General features: G+C 46.7%; 30 protein-coding genes. 26 read left to right on the plus strand and 4 right to left on the minus strand.

Annotation, left to right across the window (positions count from 1 at the left end):
- The 20 genes from WFI24_RS05825 to WFI24_RS05920 all read left to right on the plus strand — a co-directional run bounded on the left by WFI24_RS05825 (position 1) and on the right by WFI24_RS05920 (position 15,165).
- Complete coding sequence (locus WFI24_RS05825; protein WP_336759430.1) at positions 1-366, plus strand: hypothetical protein; 366 nt, start codon at positions 1-3, stop codon at positions 364-366.
- A complete protein-coding gene (locus WFI24_RS05830; RefSeq protein ID WP_336759432.1) occupies positions 366-692 on the plus strand; it encodes a hypothetical protein in 327 nt (108 codons plus the stop codon). The genes WFI24_RS05825 and WFI24_RS05830 overlap by 1 nt, the downstream gene beginning before the upstream one ends.
- A 19-nt stretch (positions 693-711) precedes the next feature.
- On the plus strand, positions 712-1,080 hold the full coding sequence (locus WFI24_RS05835; protein ID WP_336759433.1) for a hypothetical protein: 369 nt from the start codon (positions 712-714) through the stop codon (positions 1,078-1,080).
- On the plus strand, positions 1,077-1,466 hold the full coding sequence (locus WFI24_RS05840) for a minor capsid protein (RefSeq protein WP_336759435.1): 390 nt from the start codon (positions 1,077-1,079) through the stop codon (positions 1,464-1,466). The genes WFI24_RS05835 and WFI24_RS05840 overlap by 4 nt, the downstream gene beginning before the upstream one ends.
- Positions 1,467-1,474: 8 nt before the next feature.
- On the plus strand, positions 1,475-1,927 hold the full coding sequence (locus WFI24_RS05845) for a phage tail tube protein (protein ID WP_336759436.1): 453 nt from the start codon (positions 1,475-1,477) through the stop codon (positions 1,925-1,927).
- Between the two features lie 24 nt (positions 1,928-1,951).
- Positions 1,952-2,263 carry a hypothetical protein gene (locus WFI24_RS05850; protein ID WP_336759440.1) on the plus strand — a complete coding sequence of 104 codons (312 nt, stop codon included), beginning with the start codon at positions 1,952-1,954 and terminating at the stop codon, positions 2,261-2,263.
- Positions 2,232-2,597 (plus strand): Gp15 family bacteriophage protein, encoded by a 366-nt coding sequence (locus tag WFI24_RS05855; protein ID WP_336759441.1) that lies wholly within the window; start codon positions 2,232-2,234, stop codon positions 2,595-2,597. Before WFI24_RS05850 ends, WFI24_RS05855 begins: the two co-directional genes overlap by 32 nt.
- Positions 2,598-5,627, plus strand: coding sequence for a phage tail protein (locus WFI24_RS05860; RefSeq protein WP_336759442.1), 3,030 nt, complete (start codon positions 2,598-2,600; stop codon positions 5,625-5,627).
- A 9-nt stretch (positions 5,628-5,636) separates the two neighbouring features.
- Complete coding sequence (locus tag WFI24_RS05865) at positions 5,637-5,996, plus strand: DUF6711 family protein (protein WP_336759443.1); 360 nt, start codon at positions 5,637-5,639, stop codon at positions 5,994-5,996.
- Between the two features lie 5 nt (positions 5,997-6,001).
- Positions 6,002-8,089, plus strand: coding sequence for a hypothetical protein (locus WFI24_RS05870; protein ID WP_336759444.1), 2,088 nt, complete (start codon positions 6,002-6,004; stop codon positions 8,087-8,089).
- 41 nt (positions 8,090-8,130) lie between these two features.
- A complete protein-coding gene (locus WFI24_RS05875) occupies positions 8,131-8,703 on the plus strand; it encodes a stalk domain-containing protein (protein WP_336759445.1) in 573 nt (190 codons plus the stop codon).
- A 65-nt stretch (positions 8,704-8,768) separates the two neighbouring features.
- Positions 8,769-8,930, plus strand: coding sequence for a hypothetical protein (locus WFI24_RS05880; protein ID WP_336759446.1), 162 nt, complete (start codon positions 8,769-8,771; stop codon positions 8,928-8,930).
- Positions 8,920-9,138, plus strand: coding sequence for a hypothetical protein (locus tag WFI24_RS05885; RefSeq protein WP_336759448.1), 219 nt, complete (start codon positions 8,920-8,922; stop codon positions 9,136-9,138). The genes WFI24_RS05880 and WFI24_RS05885 overlap by 11 nt, the downstream gene beginning before the upstream one ends.
- On the plus strand, positions 9,092-12,334 hold the full coding sequence (locus tag WFI24_RS05890) for a hypothetical protein (RefSeq protein ID WP_336759449.1): 3,243 nt from the start codon (positions 9,092-9,094) through the stop codon (positions 12,332-12,334). Before WFI24_RS05885 ends, WFI24_RS05890 begins: the two co-directional genes overlap by 47 nt.
- Before the next feature lie 11 nt (positions 12,335-12,345).
- Positions 12,346-12,843, plus strand: a complete 498-nt coding sequence (locus WFI24_RS05895; protein ID WP_336759450.1) for a hypothetical protein — start codon at positions 12,346-12,348, stop codon at positions 12,841-12,843.
- A 47-nt stretch (positions 12,844-12,890) separates the two neighbouring features.
- Positions 12,891-13,022 (plus strand): hypothetical protein, encoded by a 132-nt coding sequence (locus tag WFI24_RS05900; protein WP_336759451.1) that lies wholly within the window; start codon positions 12,891-12,893, stop codon positions 13,020-13,022.
- 91 nt (positions 13,023-13,113) lie between these two features.
- A complete protein-coding gene (locus WFI24_RS05905; protein ID WP_336759453.1) occupies positions 13,114-13,509 on the plus strand; it encodes a hypothetical protein in 396 nt (131 codons plus the stop codon).
- Between the two features lies 1 nt (position 13,510).
- A complete protein-coding gene (locus WFI24_RS05910) occupies positions 13,511-13,789 on the plus strand; it encodes a phage holin family protein (protein WP_336759455.1) in 279 nt (92 codons plus the stop codon).
- The gene (locus tag WFI24_RS05915; protein WP_336759457.1) at positions 13,776-14,459 is read left to right on the plus strand and encodes an N-acetylmuramoyl-L-alanine amidase; all 684 of its coding nucleotides are present in this window, start codon (positions 13,776-13,778) and stop codon (positions 14,457-14,459) included. The genes WFI24_RS05910 and WFI24_RS05915 overlap by 14 nt, the downstream gene beginning before the upstream one ends.
- Positions 14,460-14,937: 478 nt before the next feature.
- Entirely contained in the window at positions 14,938-15,165 is a 228-nt protein-coding gene (locus WFI24_RS05920) for a helix-turn-helix domain-containing protein (RefSeq protein ID WP_336759459.1), read from the plus strand.
- An 18-nt stretch (positions 15,166-15,183) separates the two neighbouring features.
- On the opposite strand, the gene WFI24_RS05925 is transcribed toward WFI24_RS05920, so the two are convergent.
- Positions 15,184-15,447 carry a hypothetical protein gene (locus tag WFI24_RS05925; RefSeq protein ID WP_336759460.1) on the minus strand — a complete coding sequence of 88 codons (264 nt, stop codon included), beginning with the start codon at positions 15,445-15,447 and terminating at the stop codon, positions 15,184-15,186.
- Positions 15,448-15,609: 162 nt separating this feature from the next.
- On the opposite strand from WFI24_RS05925, the gene WFI24_RS05930 reads away from it, so the two are divergent.
- Together WFI24_RS05930 and WFI24_RS05935 are read left to right on the plus strand one after the other, a co-directional pair.
- Positions 15,610-15,843 (plus strand): LexA family protein, encoded by a 234-nt coding sequence (locus tag WFI24_RS05930; RefSeq protein WP_336759461.1) that lies wholly within the window; start codon positions 15,610-15,612, stop codon positions 15,841-15,843.
- Positions 15,833-16,168 (plus strand): YolD-like family protein, encoded by a 336-nt coding sequence (locus tag WFI24_RS05935; RefSeq protein ID WP_336759462.1) that lies wholly within the window; start codon positions 15,833-15,835, stop codon positions 16,166-16,168. The genes WFI24_RS05930 and WFI24_RS05935 overlap by 11 nt, the downstream gene beginning before the upstream one ends.
- A 370-nt stretch (positions 16,169-16,538) precedes the next feature.
- On the opposite strand, the gene WFI24_RS05940 is transcribed toward WFI24_RS05935, so the two are convergent.
- Positions 16,539-16,754: a helix-turn-helix domain-containing protein gene (locus tag WFI24_RS05940; protein WP_079350860.1), complete on the minus strand. Its 216-nt coding sequence runs from the start codon at positions 16,752-16,754 to the stop codon at positions 16,539-16,541.
- A 113-nt stretch (positions 16,755-16,867) separates the two neighbouring features.
- Between WFI24_RS05940 and WFI24_RS05945 the strand changes: the two genes are divergently transcribed.
- From WFI24_RS05945 to WFI24_RS05955, 3 genes are all read left to right on the plus strand, one after another.
- Positions 16,868-17,122 (plus strand): hypothetical protein, encoded by a 255-nt coding sequence (locus WFI24_RS05945; RefSeq protein WP_079350858.1) that lies wholly within the window; start codon positions 16,868-16,870, stop codon positions 17,120-17,122.
- A gap of 336 nt (positions 17,123-17,458) precedes the next feature.
- Complete coding sequence (locus WFI24_RS05950; protein ID WP_145320513.1) at positions 17,459-17,695, plus strand: hypothetical protein; 237 nt, start codon at positions 17,459-17,461, stop codon at positions 17,693-17,695.
- Between the two features lie 128 nt (positions 17,696-17,823).
- Complete coding sequence (locus WFI24_RS05955) at positions 17,824-18,171, plus strand: hypothetical protein (protein WP_336759465.1); 348 nt, start codon at positions 17,824-17,826, stop codon at positions 18,169-18,171.
- A gap of 270 nt (positions 18,172-18,441) precedes the next feature.
- Here WFI24_RS05955 and WFI24_RS05960 read toward each other — a convergent pair whose 3' ends face one another.
- Positions 18,442-19,185: a hypothetical protein gene (locus tag WFI24_RS05960; RefSeq protein WP_336759467.1), complete on the minus strand. Its 744-nt coding sequence runs from the start codon at positions 19,183-19,185 to the stop codon at positions 18,442-18,444.
- 93 nt (positions 19,186-19,278) lie between these two features.
- A complete protein-coding gene (locus WFI24_RS05965) occupies positions 19,279-22,398 on the minus strand; it encodes a glycoside hydrolase family 2 TIM barrel-domain containing protein (RefSeq protein WP_336759469.1) in 3,120 nt (1,039 codons plus the stop codon).
- Positions 22,399-22,524: 126 nt separating this feature from the next.
- Between WFI24_RS05965 and WFI24_RS05970 the strand changes: the two genes are divergently transcribed.
- The gene (locus tag WFI24_RS05970; RefSeq protein WP_336759471.1) at positions 22,525-23,358 is read left to right on the plus strand and encodes an AraC family transcriptional regulator; all 834 of its coding nucleotides are present in this window, start codon (positions 22,525-22,527) and stop codon (positions 23,356-23,358) included.
- The last annotated feature ends 194 nt before the right edge of the window (positions 23,359-23,552 follow it).

The following is a 23,552-nucleotide window of genomic DNA, read 5'->3' on the forward strand; positions in this document are numbered from 1 at the left end:
ATGGCTTATGCCACAGCTGATGAGTATGAACTGTATGGGGACGGCATGATCCCGGCTGAGGACTTGAATAAGGCTCTTAGTCGGGCATCCGACCAAATAGACAGCCTGACCTATAATCGCATCGTGCAACGTAGCCTGGACGGCCTGACAGCCTTTCAGCGGGGGAACGTGATTAAGGCAGTATGCCAACAAGCGGATTTCCAGTTCCAATATGGGGATTACTTGGACTTTCCCTTGTCGGGATACTCCGCAGGCAGCGTGAGCTTGTCATTTAAGGCCGTTGAAGGTGCTGGTGGGGTTAAGACTACCGAAGGTGTTACAAACCTGCTGAGAGCCACAGGGTTGATGAATAGGGGGCTATGTTGATGCGGGGTAAGTTTCCATTTCCACATTGGATTTTGAATACACCGGTTCAAGTGTTTCAAACCAAACTGTCAGAAGATGGGGAGTCTGTCGAGGAATTAATCTTTGACGGGCTCGTTTGCTATGACGAGAAGATGCGCCAGAAGTTGGATAAGGAGCGCCGTTTGGTTACGTTGTCCGGCAAGGTGATTATCCGGGGTGATATATTGCCTGGGAAGCTGATTGAGGGCTTTGTCCGTGTTGGCGGTACTGATCGAATCATATTCAGTGCTGCCCGTCCTCAGCATCCAGACGGCAGCGTCTTTTCTACGGAATTGGAGCTGAGTTGATATGAAGGTAAAAGTGACCATGAACCCCAAGGCTATGCGGGAGCTTGCAAATGCCCCGATCAAGGCGCTTGAAGTCGTAGCGAACGGGAAGGAACAGAGCATCTTGACCGAGATTGCCAATGCTCAGGTTGTGCCGAAGCAAACGGGTGAGCTGGAACGTAGTGCCTGGGTAGATACTACGGGGCTCAAAAAGGGCAAGGTCAAGATTGTGTATGACACGCCATATGCACGCCGTCTTTACTGGCACCCGGAATACAACTTCCGCAGGGACAAGAACGCCAACGCCCAGGGTTTGTGGCTGGAAGCCTGGCAACAAGAGCAGAAGGGTTGGATACGTAAGACTTTTGAAAAGTTGATTAAGAAGTTTGGGGGTGGGTTCATCAAATGATGCTGTCCGAGATTCGGGATTGGCTGAAAACGCAGATCGATTCCCCAAATTGGTACATTGGAAAGATTGATGGGAAGAAGGAACAGTCCATTGGGGTTTATAACCTGAATACCGGACAACCTTACATTGCCATCGGAGGGCTGGAGAACACCAGCTATGCCAGCAAGTCCATATCCATTCTGGTTCACTGGTCCAAAAATGCAGATACAGCGGAGCGTAAGGCCCATGAGGTCTATGCTGCGCTATTTGGTCGTTCTGATGGTGAGATAGCAGGGCACCGTGTCATTGCTTTTGAGATGCGGACACCGTGGCCTATTGATGTGGGTACCGATGATGCAGGGATTTACGAATATGTGATTGAGACAACGATTTATTACGAGAGGTAGGGATTTTAATGCCGACAACTGGCGTTTTTCCGGTTCATAACAATATTTTCAAAGTAGGTATCAAGGGCCGTGCTTCCACAGATTCAGAAATGATGATGATCAAGGATTTAGAAAACTTTGCTCCAGCCATCGACGGCAATACGGAAGAATGGAGTTCGATGGACCAAGGGGGCTGGACAAGACGTGCGGTAACAGGTAAGTCCCTGTCTTTCAGCTTTTCCGGTAAAAGGAACTACGGCGATCCAGGTAACGATTATGTCGCGGGTCTGCTGCTGGAAACAGGGCAAGGGGTGGAAACGATTTTCGAATGGACCATGCCATCCGGTGCGAAGCTGACCATGGATTGTGTCATTAACTTGACTACACCAGCAGGCGGCGATTCGACGAACATTGACGGACTGGAATTTGAATTGTTGTCTGACGGTAAGCCGGAATTTGAGAAAGCACCGACCACACCATAATCATAAACCAAGGGGGATTTATCCATGTCAAAAGTTATTAATATCACAGACAAGTTTTCTACAGAGTTACCGTCCATTCAGATCGGTGAAAAGCTGTATCCGGTTAACAACGGTATTTCAGCCATGATGGCGTTTGAAGAAGCAGCAACAGGCGGCATGGCTGGTATTTTGAAAGCGTTGAAAGGTGCGTTCGGTGAAAAGGCATATAAGACAATGGATGTAGAGGGTATGAGCATGGGAAATATCATGGTTCTGGCATCGGCGGTTCTTGCGGCAATGATGAACATTACCTATGAGGAAGCAAATGCGCGATTTCAACGGGAAGCCCAGTCCTGATGGCTGGTATGACCTGTACGAAGATTGGGAGCTGATCGAGGCCAGTCTTGCTAAGCAATACAGCATTCGAATCCGGCAACACGGAGATATGCCGTGGGAAGAATTTTGTACTTTGGTCGGCGGGCTTATGCCGGATACACCGCTAGGAAGTATTATTTCCATTCGAGCAGAACAAGACCCCAAAACCATTAAGGGGTTCAATGCGGATCAGCGCCGCATTTACAACGACTGGCGTAAACGGCAAGCAAACCAGAAGTTGACTGAGCCTGAGAAGTTGGACCAGGAGATGCAGAATCTAGAAGCCGCAATGGCTCGGGCGTTTGGAGGTGGGTAGATGTCAAGCGCAGGGAATATACAATTAGACTTGGGCTTGAACTACGGAGCCTTTCAGCAGCAACTTAACGGCATTGCGGGAACAGCAACCAGTCTTGTTGGCGGGGCCTTTAGGGGCCTTGCTGGTATCATTGCAGGAGCCTTTGCCATCAATGGTCTAGTGGAGTTTGGCCGGGAATCTATTAAACTGGCATCCGACTTACAAGAAGTTCAGAACGTAGTGAATGTCACGTTCGGGGCTATGGCTACGGATATTGATAACTTCGCCAAGAGCGCATTGAATTCCTATGGTCTATCTGAGTTGTCGGCTAAACGTTATACGTCCACCATGGGTGCAATGCTCAAGTCCTCTGGACTGACTGGCGCGGTTGTACGTGACTTGTCGGTGGATATGACAAAATTGGCCGCTGACATGGCATCGTTCTACAACTTGGATACGGATGTTGCTTTTGACAAGATCCGATCCGGTATTGCTGGTGAAACCGAACCACTGATGCAGCTCGGGGTAAACATGAACGTGGCCAACATGGAAGCCTATGCACTGTCTCAGGGCATTACAAAAAGCTGGGTAGCCATGAGTCAAGCCGAACAGGTCATGCTGCGGTATAACTATCTACTGTCTGTTACAGGGGATGCCCAAGGAGACTTTGCCCGTAACGGCAATTCATGGGCAAACCAAGTGCGTGTAATGACTGAGCAATGGCGTATCTTCCAAGGCACCATGGGTGCAGGATTTATTAACATTCTGACCCCGGTTGTCAAAGGGCTGAACTGGCTCATTGCCAAACTGCAGATTGCAGCAGCCTATTTTAAAGCTTTCACTGCTTTGATCTTCGGGGATGCTTCCCAAGCAGGCGGGGCAGGCGCTGGTATCTCCGTAGCAACGGATGCCGTAGGTGGCATGGGGGATGCAGCGGCAACCGCAGCTCCTGCTGTGGGGGATGTCGGCAAAGCAGCCGAGGGTACAGGCAAGAAAGCTAAAAAAGCCGCAAAGGAAATGAAGGGCAGTCTGGCCGGATTCGACCAACTTAATACACTTGCTAAGTCTGCAGCGAGTGCGTTGGACGATGCAGGCGGCGCAGCAGGCGCGGCTGCTAGTGGTATAGGTGCAGGGCTTGGTGCAGGAGCAGGCTTTGGGGATATGGGCTTGGCGGTACCAACCATTGAAGTTGATCCAGTTACAGCGCAAGTTTCGGCGTTCCTGGATGATCTTAAATCACGTTTTAAAGAAGCGTGGTCTTTCATTTCTACAGGCTGGGCGGGAATCGCTCCGGCTTTTCAGCCGTTCATAGATATGATGGGGCCCATTAATAGATCCATAGACAATATGGGCCAAACGTTCCTACGACTCAAAGACGGCGTCCTGGTACCGATGGCAAAATACATTTTAGGGAATTTCATCCCATCTATTGTTGGTGGGTTTGTGAAGTCTTTCGCCCCGGTGATTGCGGATCAGATTGTATGGGCGTTTGATTTGCTTGATCGTACATTTAAAAATTCAACTGACCAATCCATTAAGCTGTGGGACATGGTATGGCTGCCAAGTCTGGATAAGGTTAAGAACGCTTTTGTAACAAACATGCCGCTCATTGCAGCATCGTTACAAAGCTTGCTGGACGGGACACTGAACCCATTCACCGACTTCATGCTTAATGAATTTGCCATTCCTATATCGGCTACATTGACCGAGACACTTGTCCCGATCTTCACGGATACACTGGTCTGGGCGATTGACACATTCGCAAAAACGTTTGATAACGCAGTCAATCACATCAACGATTTGTGGGCTGGTACGTTGAATCCGGCACTGGAGAAGTTCAGGGATTTGTTCTTGGACATCATTCCACAGATCGGTGATGCATTTGATAACTTGCTGAATGGCACAATTAAACCATTTGTGGATTATGCATTAAATGAATTCATCATTCCTATTGCCGCAAAGATCATTGATACGCTGGTACCGATCTTTACAGACGTTTTGGTGAAAGCATTTGAGGAAGCGGCCAAGACATTCAAATGGGCCGTGGACATGATCAATGATATTTATAACACGGTGTTGAAACCTGTGTTTGACTTGATCAAGAAAATTGTTCTGGATACCCTCCAGATCGTTAAGGACCTTTGGGCGAAGTATGGAAAGGATATCCTTGACAAGATATCTGAGATGATGGAGAACACACGAAAACTGTTCCAGAAGCTGTGGGATGACGTGTTGAAACCGATCATAGAGCCGTTCCTTAAAAAGCTGAATGAAATTTGGGACGGCACGCTCAAGGGGATCATCAAGCAAATCGGTGAAGTGGTCATGAAACTGGTTAACGCTGCGCTGGACATCTATAACAAGTTCATTGTGCCATTGATCAGTTATGTAATAGACAAACTGGCCCCAGGCTTTACCAAGGGCTTTAACATTATCCTTAATGTGGTGACCACCATCATTAAAGCTGTTGGGGAGATCATCAAAGGGCTGCTGAAAACATTGGGCGGCATCATTGATTTTGTGGCCGGAGCTTTCACGGGAGACTGGAAGAAAGCTTGGAACGGCGTGAAGGATATCTTCGGCGGTATATTTGGTTCGTTGTATGGACTTGTCAAAGCTCCTTTGAACATGATCATTGACGGCATCAACAAGGTGATTGAAGGCTTTAACAGCCTGAGCGTGAGCATTCCGGAATTTGAGATTTTCGGTAATAAAGTAGGCGGTGGTAATGTCGGATTGCCAAACATTCCACGGATCCCACGATTAGCTAAAGGTGGTTTGGCCTACGGACCGACACTTGCCATGGTCGGGGATAACCGGGGGGCATCCGTTGACCCGGAAGTCGTGTCGCCATTGTCCAAACTTCAAGACATGATTGGTGGTAATAACCAGCCTGTTGTGGATGCCCTGATGCAGATTGTGAAGCTGCTCGAAAGAAACGGTCAAGGACAAACCATCCAGGTAGATGGCACAGTGTTGGGGCGGGTTGTCGCTGATGCCATAAACGATATGGCTCGCCGGACAGGGAGATCGCCATTCGTTATCACGTAAGGAGGAACTATGAAAATATTAATCAACGGTCAAGAGATTGCTGCATACCCGTCAGCGTTCCAGGTAACGGTGCTTGACTTGGATGACGGCAATTCATCTGTTCGGACGGCAGACGGTACCCTTAACCGGGACCGTGTGGCCGTTAAACGGCAGATCGATATGACGTGGGGGATGTTGACCGAACAGCAGATATCTAGCATTCTACAAGCCATGAGTAATGTATTTTTTGATTTCTCGTACCCGGACCCGATGATGGGGGCGACCATAACCAAAAATATGTACGTGGGTAACCGTCCAGCTCCATTCGCGGTAGAGAGCAACGGAACTGTGCTGTGGAACGGGTTGAAACTGACGCTGACAGAGAGGTGATCTGAGTGTTTCCGATATCACCACTTTATACAGATTATCTGCGGCGGCCTGATCGAGAGTTCATCGTTAAAGCTGTTGTGGGAACTGAAGAATATAACGATACCAGGATTGTTGATTTCTCCATTGAAAACAGCCTGAGTTTGTCAGAAGGCTTTGAAATCGGTACGGCCATTCCATCAAAACTGACGATTAAATTAAGGACAAACGAGGTTATCCCGGCAAACGCTCGGATCGTGCCGTACTTGTCTCTGTCTATGCGGGGAATGACCTGGTTACAGGCTCAGTATCCGTGGAAAGACATGGATATGAGCTGGACGGGAAATGGAACAGATTGGCTTCCGCTTGGGGAGTTCTTCGTGGATGGAAGAGAGCGTATCAACGATGTGTGGGTGCTGAGGTGCTATGACAAGTTGGTATTTGCTGATGTAGCCTACATATCGTCCTTAACCTACCCAACCACACAGCAAGCGGTGTTCAACGAGATATGCGGCCGTTTGGGATGGATTTATGACAGCAGCGTAGTTATTAATCCATCGTATCAGATACAGGCTGGACCGGCAGGCTACAGTATGCGTCAGGTACTTCAATATATTGCGGCTGCCAACAGTGCCAGTGTGTATGTGGACAAGGCTGGCACAATTAAGTTCAAGCGGTTTACAGCAACCGAGGAACCGGTCTTCGCAATGACCACGGCTGATTACGTTACGGTCAAACAGACCAATCCTGTTAAGACTTATCGCCGTGTGGTCGTCACGTATAATACTGAGGATGAGCTACAATACGAGGCTGGCACAGGCACCGAAGGCGAGACACTATATCTGGAAAACCCGTTCATGACCCAATCGCAAGTAAATAACTTGCAGGCGGCGCTGAACGGGTTTTCGTATTTGCCTCTTACGATGGATGCCCGGGGCTTCCCACAGTTGGAGCAGGGAGACGTCATTGGGTTTGAGCAGCAGGAGGGATCATCCTGGGATGAGACGGTTTCAACTTGGCAGGATACGCACATTCCGTGGGATGGTATCGTTCGATACAAGTCGATCATCTTGCACCAGTTATTCGGGTTTGCTGGTGGGTTGAGAATGTCTATTGAAGCACCATCCGTGTCAGAGCAGCAAAGCGAATTTGTCGTGGAAGGCTCATTAACAGCACAGGTTAATAAGCTAAACAAGGATGCGATCAAGGAAGGGAAATCTTATTACGGGGCAACCATTACCCGTACTGAGGGTCTGACGATTGAACGAGAGGACCATGCCAGTAAGGTGATTCTGAACAGTGATAAGATGTCGTTCCAGGCAGACGGTCAAGATGCTATTTATTTTGACATCCCAAGCAGGCGCTATAAGTTTAACGGTACTCTGGAAGCCACGGATGGAGTGTTCAGCGGAAACCTGCAGGCGGCTGGTGGTACCTTCACCGGAACACTCCAAGGTGTCGATGGGACGTTTACAGGCAACCTCAGTGCCGCAGGGGGAACCTTTAGTGGAAACCTTCAAGCTGCAGGCGGAACGTTTACCGGAACACTTCTCGGGGTGGATGGGACGTTCAGCGGAACGATCCAAGCGGCCACGATCATCGGTACTGATATCAGAGGGTCTACTATTATCGGTTCCGTGTTAAAAACTGCTGAGAGTGGCAGACGGATTGAGATTGATTCGGCTGGTTTCCGGTCCTATGATTCCAATGGGCGCAATCGTGTGCAGATTTCCACTTCAACCGATTCCTCTGTTGCTGCGGTAGTTTGGAGAGATACCAACGGATCATCCGCGGGGGAAATCAACTCCTACGAATCTAGTGGGCAGCTGACTATATTCAGTAATAATCTATGGATTGGATCTAACAGCAATGCAAACCCGATTCGCTTACAGGGCTCTGTTACGTTTGGTGGTAGCGCTACATTCAGAACTGGATTCATTTATGGGATTGGAATTTCAGACATTTCAGGACTTCAATCAGAGATTAACGCTTTGTGGACAGCATTAAACGGAAAAGCAGCATCAAGCCACACACACACAGTTACTTTGCCTACTCACAATCACGGAAATTCCGCGAACCAAAATTGGGGCGGAACCTTTCCAACTTCGACTCCGTAATGTAGAATAATAGGAGAATAGCACCAATACGGAGGTTGAGTATGAAAAAGTTTGCACACAAAGTTGCATATATTGCCGGGGGAATTATAATCGGTGTGGTTTTTTCGACATCAGCAGGGGCGTTTGCCGATACAGTTAAGAGCATGGTTGGGAAAAAGGTGACTGGAGAATACTCAATCGTTGTAGATGGTAAGAAACTCTCTGACAAAGGAGCGGTTATTGACTCGCGGGCCAATGTTCCAGCTCGTGCCTTGTCAGAAGCGTTAGGGGCTGATGTTTCAGTGAGCGGGAAAACAATAAATATCACTTCAATTTCGGATGTAATTACGAGTGAAGATAGTACAATCTCTTCTCCATCAAACCAGACAAACAAGTATATTGGTCAATCTAAAACCAGTCTTGAAGAACAGAGAAAAGTTATTGAAGATAGAATCTTGACACCAACCCGAGCGGGAAGAGAACAAGCATTACAAGGGCTTGAGGAAGCTAAAAAGACAGGAGACGCTGCAGTCATTAAGCTTGCGGAAAACAAGCTTGCTGAATATGATGCTGAAATAGCTAAATATGAAGCGGATCTGAAACTTGTAAACGAAGCCCTTGCTGCTATTAAATAATTCACAACGCAAACGAGAGTCCATTTCATGGGCTCTTTTTTGTTGTCCAAAAAGGAGTGAACAGCATGGATGAACAGCGATTACGTGAGATTATCCGCGAGGAATTGATCGCCCATGACGAACGGAACAAAGCTGAGGTTATCACGATCCGGGTCAATGACCAAATGAAAGCAACCATGCTTGGAATCATGAAGAATATGAATTGGGGTGGCACAAGTGAGGATTAAGAAAGTGCTTGAACTGGCAATTGACGTTGAGGACATTGCAAACGAAGTACCCCAGGTGCTCAAGGCTCTGCTGGAGACAATGCCAACCCTAGATGGAAAGCTTGGTTTACTTCGGTTAATCAAGATGGACGTAGATAATTTTTTGGAAGGAGCTGAGACAGATGGCCAACAGGTACACGAACCTAGTCGGATCAAGAAAGATCAGTGAGGATTTTAATAACATCAACATCGGATTTGATCGGGTTCAGGCCGAAATGGACACCAAGGGTACTCCTGCAGATGCCCAGGCTAAAGCCGATGCAGCTGAGGCGGCTGCTATTGCCGCGGCTTCTGCTGATCTGGCAGCCCACAAGGCCCGCGGGGCAGATGAGCACCCGACAGCAAAAGGGAATGCAGCAGGCTTTATGTCGGCTGCTGACAAGCTCAAATCTGATGCCAGCACCAGTGCGGCAACACCTGACACTCTCATGCAACGTGACGCAGTAGGCCGCGCCAAGGTGACGGCTCCAGTGGAAGCGGATGACATTGCCCGGAAGGCAGAGACAGACGCCGTACAATCCAATCTGGAAAGCCATGCAGCGGATACGGATATCCACGTTACTGCTGATGACCATGCCAAGTTGGATGGCATCGCTGAAGGTGCTGAGGTTAATCAGAACGCATTCGCGGTGATTAATGACGTGGAAGCTTCCAGCAAGTCCGATACTCTGCAATTGACAGGCGGTACTGGAATCACCGTTACAACTGATCCGGCCACTAAACGGGTAATTGTGACATCCACAGGAACCGCCACTCCTGGTGCTCATGCATCATCCCACGTTACTGGTGGGTCTGACGTGATTCCTGATGCTGTGACAGACGGAGCCAGCGGCCTAATGAGCGGTGCAGATGCGAAGTTTGTCCGATTGGACGGGGAATCGAAGGCAGGGGCACAAGCAAAGGCAGACGAGGTTAAGGATTACATTGAGAGCAGATTGGACACGCCTGAGCGTGCAGCTATTACACTCCAACCAGGTATCCACGTAGTTCAGACAGATCAGGATGCAGCGTTTAAACTTGCAGGCTTGCAGGGTCGGACACTGGTGAATTTGTTAGGACGTGATGGGAATTTTGAAGATACGAGTAGATGGTCTGTAGCTTCATGTAATTTAACACTTGATAACACAAGCTTTTTATATGGCAACAGTTCAGGCAAGGCCACGGCAACAGGCACTAATTCTTCTGGCTTGGTACGCAGTAAAACACTTATCCCTGTAAATAATACAAAATACATCGTTGCTATCGTAGAGGTAAATAACACCAGCGCAACATCGGCATATTTACGAGTGATGAAGCCTGATTTTAGTGTAACCCTGAAATCCAGCACTCCAAAAACGGCCAAAGGCTCATATCTACTGCATTATGTTAAATTAAGCCCTGCTGATCTTATAGGTTTGAATAGTATAGCATTCGACTTGGTATTCCCTTATGTAAATAGCGGGTCGGTTATCAATATTGATGGCGGTGGAGTTTATGAGGTGGATAAAGCCTTATATGACCGCATTGGAGTGGATATCACTGAGTCAAATATCCGTAATTATCTCCCTTACGTGGATAGTATCCAACCCGTGCGAAATCCGTATGCGATTCGTTATGGTGAGAATTTGTTGCCGCCGTTCTACGAATGGGAAACGGGCATTGCAACTGGCGATAACATGTCCATTGATAATCCACACAAAGTAACGATTAACGCGACGACAGTTGGTGGGAGCTTCATTAGATACTATGTTCCCGTCATTCCTTCACAACAATATACAATAGCCGTGACAGCTCAAGGAGCAAACGCAAGGGCGTACGGTTACTTTTGCCGGGGAGACAAAACAAGGATTGACAACGTGAGAATTAATTTTGGGACAATAACTCCGCCTCAAGAAACGGTTTACTTCGAAGTAGCACTTAATACAATGGATTCAAACTACAATAAAGCTACGGGTACGGCAGTCTTTACAGAAGCTTCAATGATAATCGGCAACGTAGCCAAACCGTTCAAACCGCGTGAGGACGCTATGCTCGCATTGCAAACGGATCTATACGCTGATCCGGTAACAGGGTTGAATGCAGATGAAGTATTCGAGAAGGATGGGCAGTATTTCAAGCTGGCGAAGTGGAAGCGACTTGTTCTGGATGGGAACCTCTCATGGGGGATTTTCCAATCTTTTACTGGGTATAAGCAGGTGATGTTTCCACTCTCTGCCCCGGCTATTTTAAATGTAGGATACGCAACAAAATATAACGGATCGGTATTAACGCGAGTCGCTGAAGGGCAAGGGTTTACAGCAGGTGATCAATTTGCTGTCGTTCCAAAAGAACCACATTTCACAATTTCCAACACAGATAGCGGATGGGGAGACTCATACACACCGACAGCAGACGAGATTAAGGCGTATTTCATGGGATGGAGGATGTATGATGGTACAGCGTCAGACGCAAGTACAACGCGCAACACTCCATACACTACGGGTACGAAATTTTGGCGTTCTCTTGATAACACAGCGTGGGGCTACACGTCGCCGCCTAATACACCAGCAACAGGATATACTCCATACCAACTCCTATACCAGCTTGCGACGCCAATTGTCGAACCGATCACGTCAGAAGGACAATTGACGTTAATCGAAGGCAATAACCAAGTTGAAGTCGGAACGGGGATCGTGTTGCGTGAAAAGGTTAATCCTTACGCCAATGCTGCTATTGATAATGCAGGTATTAATGCTCCTAGTTCACCAAACTATCCGGGAACAGGGTTAAAAACTAAGGTGAGGAAACTCCGAACAATATACAAGAACGGGTCGGTGGATAATGGTTGGGCCATTAAACCAGGCGCGGGCATTACTGGCGGTGGCGAAGAATACGCGGATATTAAACTATCTCAATATGACGCGTCAGCCACGTACACCGTAACGTACCTAATGCTGGACAAGTATCCGGCTGCTCCATTCGTCGGATCGGTAGCTGAGAACGAAAAGGCGTTGCTTACGGACTTGGTGCAGGATGTTCAACAAGCTTCGGCACGTCTTAGCGTTGTAGAGTCAAAAAAGGCTGAGAACGAAGCTCCTGCATGGATAGCGCCTACGTTGCTTAACGGGTGGGCAGGATCTGAAATAGGCTATCGTGTTGAAGGTAAGCGAGTATTTTTCAAAGGCTCGATTCTGAACGGAGTCATCACGTCGGGGCCAACACTTTTTACCTTACCTTTAGCATTTAGACCAAAGAGGGCCATAAGCTTCACATTAGGGCAATATAGCACATCGACACATGCAACAGGCGTGGCGATAGTTGACATTTATGCAGATGGTCGTGTTGTTTTGTCGAGAGGAGAACATAACGTGGTGTGTTTCCAAGGGGAATCTTACTCAATTGATTAAGGAGGGATTACATGAAAGCCGTACCAAAAGTAAATACAGACGGACTCTATTTAGAGGACGAGTTGGTGGACGATGCCTTTTCCGGTGTCGTCCCTTTTTATGCCGATCCTGAGCCAGTGGTATTTGATCCAGAAGCGCCTGAACAGCCTGTGGAACCTGATGTGCCGGAAGAGGACGAGGAAGAGGTAGACAGGGAGATTACGGGGTATATCGTAGGCGTGCCGGTTCCTGCTGGACTGTTCCGGCCAAGGTTTGATTTGCCTGCTTGGGAAGCATACCAGGACGTAGTGCAGACCGAACCGCAGGAAAGTTTTCCTGACCTGTGGGGCGAGGGGTTAAGCCAGGAAGAGATTGACGAATTGACCAAGCCGCAACCAGAAGAACCTTCTGATTTGGAGAAGCTGAAACAGGAAAACATTTTGCTGAAAGCTCAGAACGCCGCTTTGACTGAACGAGCTGACTTCATTGAGGATGTCATTGCCGAAATGGCAGCTCAGGTCTACCAGTGATCTGGAGATTACTTATATGGCTTTTCTGGAAAGGGGGTGACACAACTATGATGGCTATGTTTTTTGCTCAACGTGTAATCCTGGGTAAAACTGAGTACAAAGCGGTACCCACTACACTGCAACCTGACGTGAAAGAGATCCTGACCGATAGCGGTTTGGAGTTTCTGATTACTGAGTAACAGGCGTTCCCATGTGGAGCGCTATTTTTGTGCCCTCTGGAGTGGTCAGGGGGCTTTTCCATATATTCAGATAGAGACGGGGGATTGGCGTATGGAAGCCATACCAGGAGGTGTGAATGACATGCAGGTGCAGGATGTAAATACGATTGTGGATTTGAAGGTACAACTGGCCCGGATTGAAGAAGCCTTAAAACCTTTGGCGGCTTTGGCTCCAGGTGTAGCAGAGGTTAGAGAGATTTCCAAAGAAGCCTTGCAGACAGCGCAGCAAACGGCTTTGAGACTCGTTGAACTTGAAGCTGAACTGAAGAAGACAACTGATGTAGCCCATGAAGCCAAGCGCAACGCGGCAGATGCGCTGACACGTTTAAATAAGCATGACGAGGATCAAAAGTGGCTGAAGCGTACCGTGTATGGTGCGGCATTAACTGGATTGACTGGACTTCTTATCGCGGCTGTATGGGCCGGAATTAAGTTAGGGGGAATGTAGTGTGGAATGGGACATTATTCAAGGGTTGATTGATGGCCGGCTGCTGATCGTATTGGCAGCCTGCTGGGTTATCGGGTATGTATTGAAGTCAACGCCGAAGGTACAGGATTGGACTATCATTTATATCGTTTCTGGTGTAGCTATTGTATTTTCTATCCTGATGCTTGGTCTGAGTGTGGAGAGCGTGGTACAGGGCGTTCTAGTGGGCGCTGTGGCGGTTTACGGGAATCAGTTGGTAAAGCAGACGAAAAAGGGGTCGAATCATAATGAACTATCGTAAAGACTATATTCCGAGATCCACACCAAACAGTCGTCGTTCGGGGATCTCCATGAATCCAACAACAATCACCATTCATAATACAGGGAATGCCAAGAGCTCGGCCGCGAATGAGCGTGCTTGGCTCACTAACCCTACCAATGCTCGGCAGGCCAGTTTCCATATCGTTGTGGACGAGAAAGAAGCAATTGAATGCATTCCACTCACTGAGAATGCCTGGCATGCTGGAGATGGCAGCGCAGTAGCTTCAGGCAACCGGACATCGATTGGCTTAGAGATCTGCGAGTCTGGCGACTATGCTCAGACCTTGGAGAACGCCACAGATCTGGTGGCGAAGATGCTGAGGGAACGTGGATGGGGCGTGGATCGGCTGAGACGCCACTTTGACTGGTCCGGCAAGATCTGCCCACGTCTAATGTATGACGGCGGTAAATGGACAGGCTGGTCCCTATTCAAGGCTGCAGTTAATGTGAAGCTTGGGCAGATCGATAAACAGAAGGAGGATGAAGCTGCTATGGATAAGGCAACCGTTATTGTGAATGGGAAGAAGATCAAAGATGGTGTGTTGATCAAGGGGGAGACATTTGTTCCGCTAAGAGCCGTGGGAGAATCTATTGGTGCTAAGATCGGCTGGGACAATAAATCTAAGACCGCTACGCTTACAATTGAATAATCCCAATCGTTTGGGAATACCAAAGGCCCTACCGGTTATGCACTGGCGGGGCCTTTTTTTGCGTTCATAAAAACATAGACATACAGGATATAACCTATTGACCTAAGTAAATAGATATGGTATATTATTTATGGGAGGTGAGAACAAGGATGAAGAAAAAAAGGAGAAAGAAAAAGGAACTCCCGGTGGACAAGCTGGTTACGCTTCTCACGGCCATTGTCAGCTTGCTTACCGCAGTAGTCAACCTCATCATAGTCCTTCGCCGTTAGGCGGGACTTGAGGGTAGCACGGTCGGTTAATCCCAAAGGCCGACCGTGTGAGTTCCTTAATCCTTCTCTTCCCTTAGTATAGCATGACAAGAAGGGAGCATGTATAATCATGAGTATGTCAAAAATAACTAAAGTGACTTTGATCATCAGTTTGCTTTCACTGGGTCTAAGTGTCGCTACAATGGTAATATTGATTACGAGGTGATTTGATGGAACGGGACGATCTGATCCGCATCATACAAGAGAACGTACTAACATCTGCTGAAACAGTGGAGCTGCTTGGCGTGTCCAAACAAAGCTTACTGTCCTTAGTTCAGCGTGGTAAATTGCAGCCAGTCAAAGAGTCCGGGTCAGTTCGTCTCTTTCTCAAATCGGATGTTGAGGACCGTAAGCGAGAGGCGGAACAGTTGCGTGAGAAGTATAGACCATATGAATGAATATTTGAACCCACCAGCTCATTCCGGTGGGTTTTTCTCTTTAGGCTTACGTGCAGGCTTCTTCATCGTCCGATCGTATATGTAGGGCTTTCCGTGATACTCCCAGTTGTTCTTCTGCTTCTCTCTTTTGTGTATGGCCACTTTGATCTCCAGGTTAGCTACTTCTTTTTGAAACTTCGATGCGTACTTTTTGCACCAAGCTAGCCCGCTCCCCTCGCTCGAACTGAAATGAGTCCTAAGCAAGAATCCGTTTACCGTAATCTCAAACTTATATAGGTTCATGGTGACTGTCCTTTCCTGTGTTTGGTTAATTTTATCATACAAGTTATTTTGCATCTTAACAAGAACGTGTGTTCTTTTTATGTGTTGATAAGGGAACGTGTGATCGCATATAATGATACCAATGTATCTGTTCCTGTTCAGCAGCTAAGGAGGTTCACAGACATGCAAAGATTAAGTCGCAGGGAAGAGGATGCGTTACAGGCAATCAAAGAATTTTTTCGGGATAACAAATATCCACCTACCACCAGGGAGCTTAGCGATATGCTGGGCTGGTCTTCTTCATCCACAGCCCACGGATATCTGGATCGCTTGGAGAAAAAGGGTTATATTAAACGGTCCGAGTCGATTCCACGAGGTATTAAAATTATGACGGAGGATGATATCTATGGCGAGTAAATTAAGTGAGAATGGGATTTATGAAGGATCGAGGCTGATCCTCCCGGAACATCGTGAAGCGTATTTGGCTCAGGAAGAGTTACAAAGGCGGCGTGGGAAGCCTGTATTGGACGAACAGGAGATGCAGCTCATCGAGGAAGCGATCCTGGAGTCATACCAGGAGTGCCGATCTGTAACATTGACCGTATTTAATCCATTTGATGATGAGCATATTAGGGGAGTCGTTGCGACAATTGACAAGTCGAACAGGAGAATCAAGCTTGTTCGGGCTGAAGAGGATTACAGCTGGATCAGGATTGAAGAGATTACTGCAGCTTCATTATGAGATTAAAATCCGTCAGGGCAGCCTGGCGGATTCCTTTTTGTCCTAAATCAGCCGAAAAACCACCCCTTATACTACCTCGCACCGTTGGAATCCATATTAAAATCAGATTGTATTCGACAATATAATATCCATTAACAAGAACGTGTGTTCCGTGTATAATGTGAAGTATATCTTTAATGCAAAGTAAATTCATCGTTTGCTGAAGCCAGCAGATGTAAAGTTTTACCTTCGGGACGTTCGACACAATGCGACACCGAATGTCATAGGAAGAAGGTATTATTTACATATATAAATCAATAAGAAGGAGGTTAGAGGCTATCGAGAAAACTATGGCTGAACCATAGATTAACCCTAGGGAGAGCCGACCGGCTCACTCAAAAACTAGCTCGTATAATTCTTCCACATGACAGTCCAGAACATAGGCAATGTGGAACATCACGTCAGATGACATCTTATCGTGATTATTTGCCCAGTTAGATATAAGCTGTGGGCTATATCCTGTTCTTGTGGATAGGTCAATCTGTTTCATACGGCGTTCTTTGAGTAGTTGTTTAAGTCGGCATCTCCCTCGGGAGACTTTAGCCACAACAAATGCTCCTTAACTTGCATAGGGTATTTCGAGGGAAATTATAACACCAATATACTTACAGGTAAATGTTCTGTGAACTGAAAAACGTACATCTAAGAGGAGAAACTGCAATGACTAAAACAAAAAGCAGTGAGGATGAAAATAAGGAAAAAATAAAACAGGTACTATTACACTGCGAAAAGGCAGAAGACTCGTTGCACAAGAAGCTGGCGGGGATTATCAATGAACTATGGGATGTTCCAGGAGTGAGAAAAGAATTACTTTCAGAGATTGAGAGCCTTTATGTGGAAAAAGGGGAACTCTATTGTTTGGTGGCATATGCTGCAGGATATAGAAGCGGGAATGAAAGTCATGAAAACCGTTAACATGTAAACCGCTTGTTAACCAACTGGTGTTAACGCATATATTTTCTAGTTAAACATGTTACAGATAAACTATTGGTCACACCTACGGTACAGCCATTATATACCCTTAAGTTAAACATATTACAGACTATTATGGAATGGGCGGCATGATGTAATAAAGGTGTAAAAACCTTTGTAATGCCGATTAGATGGAAGGCTCCCGAGAGGGAGCCTTTTTTATATAATTAGATAGGGTGTCTGAATAGGAAGCCCTAAGATTGAAACTTTGCTTCTATGATTTCGTAAGTACCGTGATACATAGAGAGCTTATCAGTAACGACTTGAGGAGGAAATGATTTGAGAAAGGGTACAAAGTGGACATTATGGATTCTGGGCTTGATGCTCGCTGCAATTTTTATTAACTTTTATATGAATCTATATAGCTTCGCTTATGCACTGATTACCGTGCTTTTACTGGCTTTTATGGGTTGGGGATTCTTAGCAAAGTTAAAGAACGACGTCCGTCAGCATGAGGATCATCATAGAAGAGAGCATCAGTCTGCGATCGATGATATTGATCAATACACAAGATAGGTTACACATGATTTAACACACGTAACGTGGCGTAGCTCTGATCTGATAATCTAGCCAATTGGTGTATCAGCCGATTATCGAGATTGATTTTTCAATTTTTGGTTATTTTATTATATCGGAGGGATTTTATGAAATTATTTAAACTGCCATTGATTCTTTGTGTTATAGTACTTTTATCTATTGTCTCAGCTTGTGGTGCAGATGATATAATACACGGAAAAAGCGATAACTGGGACGTGTCTCTTCAGAGATCAACAGGGAACTATAGTATCACCTACATTGGTGATGAAAAGCGTATAAAAGATTTTGTGTTTGACCTTACCGGCAATAATATAGAACAACAGGGGAAAGCGCTTGAAGAACAAGAGGTCCCGTTTAGTATGTCGGGAACGGTTACTGAGGCGGAGAAAACGAAAGAACCGATTACCTTTAAAATGAGTTGGAACAATCAAAGCGAGACTGTAACTTTTGAGTAACTCTCGCATGGTGGAGGTGTTCATCATTGGTTTGGTGGCAACTATTAATTGCGTGGATATGCATTATTTGTTTGATGATCACGTTTAAAGACAGGATCAGTAAATGGATGTTGTACCCTGTATCGCTTTTTTGTATCGTGGTTACTTTGATATTAGGACTCTTTAATCCCTAAGAAGAGGAGAGTACAAGTAAATTACTGAATCATTCTATAGTACATATCACACGTCAGGCCGTTCCTTCATGGAGTGGCCTTTTTGCACAATCGCATCTTATTTCGCAACAGTTATTTCAAAAGTAGAGTGATCAGGATCCTGTACGCTGAAGCGATATTCTAATCCATTTCGAACTGTCGCCCCATCAAAATCACGTTGATTCACATCGCGATCTAATAGACCGATATCCTGGATGACATCTTGTGCGTCGTTATACGTATACTCACTATTGGTTGTGAGAATGAGCGTGGCGATAGCAGTCAAAAACATTCCACCCGTTGGTTTGCTCGTATCACCAGTTCCGTATAACCTGACTTCCTGTACGCTTTCGTCTGCATTCACTGTACCAACCAAGCGCAATTCGTCATTGAATACATACTTGAAAGTGCCAATCCCCTGCTCGGAAGTGTCTTTCATATTTAAGTGGGTGATACTCAAACCATTCAGTCGGTATTTGCCTACGGCGCCATTAAACTTGTTTTTAAATTCATCGGTAGTCATGTGGAGGCCAGAAAGTTCAATCTGTGGGGAAGGAGTCTGATCTATTGCAGGCTGAGTAGAGTTCGAAGATAAATTCAACATGCCATACAACCCTATTGAAGCAATCGCAAAACAGGCCGACGTTAGAAAAATATACCTGATCGGCAACGTATTTCCTTTGCGAATAGATAAGATCATCAGAACAACAAATACCAAAAAAGCAATAAAGCCAAGAATGAAGAGAGTGGTAAACAGATATTGCAAAGTCTCACCTCGTAATAGAGTAATAGCTGGTAAAAATCTTTCTTGCACCCCATTCATTATAATGTTCCCTTGGAAAACTTCAAACTCTCACTACTCACTGCCCTACAAAAAAAGCACTGCCGGCATACTGCCAGTAGTGCTTGCTTGGTGTTATACAGGTCTTACCGTAAAGGTGAAGTGATACGCACGATTGGCTGGCAAAGTGTATTCAGCGTGGGTACGTGCGCCCCAACTGTCATCCCCACCGACACCCATTTGTTTGTAATTGATGCGAGCAACAGTCTGTGTGCTCTGAGGTAATTTGTACACATGGTCATTTGCTTCCAGTTCCTCAGGTGTCCATGGCAACGCATTGATTTCAAAGGGTATGGTGGCTTCAACATGCAGACCACTTTGACCATCCGCTGACGTAATTTCAGCGAAGCGTACATCGGTTTTGTTACCACACTCTTGTGGTTTTAGGTATGGAACGAATTGATCACGAACCGCACCTGTGTAATATCCCAATCGTGCACTGGTCAGGCGGTCTGCGTAGTTGTCGTGCGGCCCTCTGCCATACCAGGATATCGTATCCAGGCTGTTATTCAGCTGCAGCAGCATACCGAATTCCGGAAGATCGGGTAGGCCTTCGCCTGGAATAAGGGTTTGACTGATTTCGAGCACACTATTTGGATCGATTCGGTATGTGATGGACAGCGTGCATCCCGGATGAGAATCCCACGTATAATCGGTCGTTACGAGAATGCCTTGTTCGTCTGCATGGTGCTCAAAGCGAATTAATCTGTTGGTAGCATGAGCATCTCTCCAGAAGGCCGAACGCTCATTCAGCCGGTTCCCCATATCATTGTCTGTCATGGCTCTCCAGAAATTCGGCCGGACAGGTGCGAGCAATTGCTCCTGATTGTTGATCTGATAGGACGTGAGTGCGCCAGTAGCTGGATTGAAGCTCAACGTGACTTGGTCTGTAGCTACTTTCAATTCCTCTTGTAGATCCTGTACCTGCGGTGCCTTGCCTTGCCCTTGTTTCACTGGTTGGATTGGACGCAATCGTGGAGATACCACGAACTGATCCCAGGCAATTTCATGACCTGTTCCTGCCCATTTGGTTGCAACTTTCGTAACCAGAGATACAGTCAGCACCGCTTCCTGGAATAGATCGGACGATGATGTGTAAGGGATACGGACTTCAACCGATTCGCCAGGAGGTACCGCGATATCCAACGAGCCGTTCTCTACGGATACTCCATCGTGTGTTACTGTCCATACGAGCGAATATTCGCTCAGATCTGTGAACAGGAACTGGTTTCGGATGCGCAGCAGGCCTTCTTTTACATCGATAGCTTGCATACGAACGTTTTGATAACATTTCTTCACTTCTTCCAGCTTCGGTGTAACTGTCTTATCGGCCAGAATCAGTCCGTTCCCGCAGAAATTGCCATCATGAGGAGATTCACCGAAATCGCCGCCATAAGCGAAATATTCTACACCGTCTGCCGTAGTAGTACGAATGGATTGATCAACCCAGTCCCAGATGAAAGCACCTTGCAACACATCATATTTATCAAATAAATCCCAGTACAGATGCAGACCTCCGCAGGAGTTACCCATGGCATGGCTGTATTCGCAGATAATATAAGGTTTCTTGGGTCCCTGCATACGAGCATAATTCTCCACATTTTCAGGGCTGATATACATTGTGGATTCAATGTCGCTTGCCGAATCGGAAGGGCGATAATGGAAAGTCCCTTCATAATGAACGAGACGGGTTGGATCGACTTGTTTCAGATAATCGTACATGGCGATGAAGTTATCGCCGCCGAAGGACTCATTACCCAGAGACCAGATAATAACGGACGCATGGTTTTTGTCCCGCTGGAACATCGAGTTACAGCGATCTATTACGTTGTTACGCCATTCCGGCTTACTCGCGGGAATGTTGTTTTCATTCATTTCTTTTTGCCCATAGTACCAAGTACCGTGAGTTTCCAGATTCGTTTCGTCAATGACGTAGAGGCCATATTCATCACACAGTTCGTACCAGAGAGACTGATTCGGGTAATGGGATGTTCGCACGGCGTTAACGTTATAGGACTTCATCAGCTCAATGTCGCGGATCATGTCTTCCCGCCCAATGGCTCGACCAGTGTCCGGGGAAAATTCATGACGATTGACGCCTTTGAACACAATGCGTTTGCCATTGATCTGCATCAGGCCGTCTTTCAGTTCAAACTTGCGGAATCCGATCCGACTGCGAACAGCCTCCAGCGTATCACCCAATTCATTCTGAATGGAAAGCACGAGCGTATATAGATGAGGGAACTCGGCGCTCCATAAGAGCGGTTGGATAACCTGTGTAGATAAATTGAACGAAAGTTCGTCCTCGCCTTGGAAAGTAACGGCCGCAGTAAGGGGCTGCTTCAATACAGTCTGCTGCTGTGCATCATAGAGCTGTGCCTGAACGGATAATCCGGTAGTACTCTGCGAGGCATTATGATTAAATAACTTCAAATCCAGCAGTAGCTCCGCATCCTGGTAAGCGTCATCCAGTTCGGTACGAACAAAGAAATCAGCGATCTGAACCGGCGAAGGTGAATGCAGGTATACACCACGGAAGATGCCGCTTAACCGCCAGAAATCCTGATTCTCCAGCCAGCTCGCATCACACCAGCGATATACCTCCACAGCCAGCTTGTTCTCACCTTCGGTCAGATACGGAGTGATATCAAATTCTGCTGGTGTGAACGTGTCTTCGCTATAACCCACGAGCTCCCCGTTGACCCATACATAGAAGGCGGATTCAACACCCTCAAAGTGAAGCAGAACAGGCCGGTCTTTCCAATCTGCAGGAACAGTAAACGTACGGATGTACGAACCCACAGGATTATAGCTCGTTGGTGCAAATGGTGGCTTCAATTCAGGTTCACGCTCGACCCATGGATACGTCATATTCGTATATTGGGGATAATCGTACCCTTGTAGCTGCCAGTTGGAAGGAACGGCGATCTCGTCCCAGTTACTGGCATCATAGTCGTTCTCATAAAAGGATGTAATCCGTTGCTCCGGTGTCTCCGCAAAGGCAAACTTCCACGGACCATTCAGTGATTCGTACCATGGTGATGCGTTGGATTCACTCGACAATGCTTCTGAGATGGATGGAAACGCTATCATAGAAGCATGAGCCGGTAGACGGCCCAGTTGAAAAATCTCGGGATTGTTGTTCCATTCCGGGTAACCATTAGCCGGAGGGGTATGTATAAGTTTGTTTCGCATAACAGCAGCTCCTTCTGTAATGTTATAATATTGACATTATAGAATTGAATTGAGACATAGAGAATAAAGAATATTGCCCATATATATCACAATATGAAACCAACGATGGAGAAAGTGGTGTGCTGGATGGATACTCGGATCTTTTTTGGTAAAACAGAAGAAGCTGCTCGCCTGCCGATCTATATGACCACAGTTGGTTACTGGGAACACCAATATGAAACCGAGCGTCCAGAAGGATTCCCGGATTATCAGATCCATCAGATTATTCATGGCCAGGGGAGGCTGATTATACAAGAAGACGAGTATATCGTCGGACCGGGTGACGTTTTCTTTCTGTATCCTGATGTTCCGCATCGATACATGCCCATAAGTGACCGCTGGGAGCTGGCATGGGTGTCGTTCCAGGGCAGAGAGGCCAGCCAGTTATTAGCTTATGCGGGGATAACCGGTTCACGCGTATGCAGGCTTAGAAACCCCACACTGATGGAAGGATTGGAGCGACTTCTGGTTCGGGGGGAGAACACAGGCAATACGGCGTATGCAGATTACGATATTGAATGCTCCAAACAATTATATGCACTGCTATTAGATCTCAAGCCATTACTCATCGTATCTGCCAATTATAATGATGAACTGGAGCGCTTGAAGCCTGTGCTGCGTTACATCTCAGAGCATCTGGATCGTTCACTGTCGCTGAAGGAGCTGGCCGAAGTGGCTGTCGTGTCTCCTCAATATCTGTGCAGGCTGTTTCAGAAGGCACTTCATACCAGACCTGTGTTTTACGTGAACCAGGAACGGATCAATCGGAGCAAACAACTCATGTTCAGTGAGAGAGAGCTGCGAATCTATGAAGTGGCTGATCGGGTGGGTTACGAGAACGCCAGTTATTTCTGTGCAATGTTCAAAAGACACACAGGCATGAGTCCGGAACGTTTTCGAAAATTGCATGGGCTGAGTTAAAAAAATAGTAATTTTGATCTGTTATTCATCCCAATTTCAGTTTCCATTAAGGTTGTGAAGGTAAGATAAGTCTTGTAAACCCCTTCTCGTGTTAAATAGATGTGTGACTGGCCCTATCGGATTGTCCTCCGGTAGGGCACTTTTTTTCTCCATTTGTTCGGTTGATGGTATGATAGATGAATACATAGCGTACA

Source organism: Paenibacillus sp. USHLN196 (assembly GCF_037144955.1).
Lineage (GTDB): Bacteria > Bacillota > Bacilli > Paenibacillales > Paenibacillaceae > Paenibacillus > Paenibacillus xylanexedens_C.

What these genes read in the sequence shown, in the direction of transcription:
- WFI24_RS05840 (WP_336759435.1), top strand. Translation starts at nt 1,077, where the DNA reads ATGATGCTGTCCGAGATTCGGGATTGGCTGAAAACGCAGATCGATTCC.
- WFI24_RS05905 (WP_336759453.1), top strand. Translation starts at nt 13,114, where the DNA reads ATGGAAGCCATACCAGGAGGTGTGAATGACATGCAGGTGCAGGATGTA.
- WFI24_RS05935 (WP_336759462.1), top strand. Translation starts at nt 15,833, where the DNA reads ATGGCGAGTAAATTAAGTGAGAATGGGATTTATGAAGGATCGAGGCTG.
- WFI24_RS05930 (WP_336759461.1), top strand. Translation starts at nt 15,610, where the DNA reads ATGCAAAGATTAAGTCGCAGGGAAGAGGATGCGTTACAGGCAATCAAA.
- WFI24_RS05850 (WP_336759440.1), top strand. Translation starts at nt 1,952, where the DNA reads ATGTCAAAAGTTATTAATATCACAGACAAGTTTTCTACAGAGTTACCG.
- WFI24_RS05895 (WP_336759450.1), top strand. Translation starts at nt 12,346, where the DNA reads ATGAAAGCCGTACCAAAAGTAAATACAGACGGACTCTATTTAGAGGAC.
- WFI24_RS05945 (WP_079350858.1), top strand. Translation starts at nt 16,868, where the DNA reads ATGACTAAAACAAAAAGCAGTGAGGATGAAAATAAGGAAAAAATAAAA.
- WFI24_RS05890 (WP_336759449.1), top strand. Translation starts at nt 9,092, where the DNA reads ATGGCCAACAGGTACACGAACCTAGTCGGATCAAGAAAGATCAGTGAG.
- WFI24_RS05925 (WP_336759460.1), bottom strand. Translation starts at nt 15,447, where the DNA reads ATGAACCTATATAAGTTTGAGATTACGGTAAACGGATTCTTGCTTAGG.
- WFI24_RS05915 (WP_336759457.1), top strand. Translation starts at nt 13,776, where the DNA reads ATGAACTATCGTAAAGACTATATTCCGAGATCCACACCAAACAGTCGT.
- WFI24_RS05860 (WP_336759442.1), top strand. Translation starts at nt 2,598, where the DNA reads ATGTCAAGCGCAGGGAATATACAATTAGACTTGGGCTTGAACTACGGA.
- WFI24_RS05825 (WP_336759430.1), top strand. Translation starts at nt 1, where the DNA reads ATGGCTTATGCCACAGCTGATGAGTATGAACTGTATGGGGACGGCATG.
- WFI24_RS05880 (WP_336759446.1), top strand. Translation starts at nt 8,769, where the DNA reads ATGGATGAACAGCGATTACGTGAGATTATCCGCGAGGAATTGATCGCC.
- WFI24_RS05960 (WP_336759467.1), bottom strand. Translation starts at nt 19,185, where the DNA reads ATGAATGGGGTGCAAGAAAGATTTTTACCAGCTATTACTCTATTACGA.
- WFI24_RS05900 (WP_336759451.1), top strand. Translation starts at nt 12,891, where the DNA reads ATGATGGCTATGTTTTTTGCTCAACGTGTAATCCTGGGTAAAACTGAG.
- WFI24_RS05830 (WP_336759432.1), top strand. Translation starts at nt 366, where the DNA reads ATGCGGGGTAAGTTTCCATTTCCACATTGGATTTTGAATACACCGGTT.
- WFI24_RS05970 (WP_336759471.1), top strand. Translation starts at nt 22,525, where the DNA reads ATGGATACTCGGATCTTTTTTGGTAAAACAGAAGAAGCTGCTCGCCTG.
- WFI24_RS05920 (WP_336759459.1), top strand. Translation starts at nt 14,938, where the DNA reads ATGGAACGGGACGATCTGATCCGCATCATACAAGAGAACGTACTAACA.
- WFI24_RS05965 (WP_336759469.1), bottom strand. Translation starts at nt 22,398, where the DNA reads ATGCGAAACAAACTTATACATACCCCTCCGGCTAATGGTTACCCGGAA.
- WFI24_RS05875 (WP_336759445.1), top strand. Translation starts at nt 8,131, where the DNA reads ATGAAAAAGTTTGCACACAAAGTTGCATATATTGCCGGGGGAATTATA.
- WFI24_RS05865 (WP_336759443.1), top strand. Translation starts at nt 5,637, where the DNA reads ATGAAAATATTAATCAACGGTCAAGAGATTGCTGCATACCCGTCAGCG.
- WFI24_RS05835 (WP_336759433.1), top strand. Translation starts at nt 712, where the DNA reads ATGAACCCCAAGGCTATGCGGGAGCTTGCAAATGCCCCGATCAAGGCG.
- WFI24_RS05855 (WP_336759441.1), top strand. Translation starts at nt 2,232, where the DNA reads ATGCGCGATTTCAACGGGAAGCCCAGTCCTGATGGCTGGTATGACCTG.
- WFI24_RS05955 (WP_336759465.1), top strand. Translation starts at nt 17,824, where the DNA reads ATGAAATTATTTAAACTGCCATTGATTCTTTGTGTTATAGTACTTTTA.
- WFI24_RS05845 (WP_336759436.1), top strand. Translation starts at nt 1,475, where the DNA reads ATGCCGACAACTGGCGTTTTTCCGGTTCATAACAATATTTTCAAAGTA.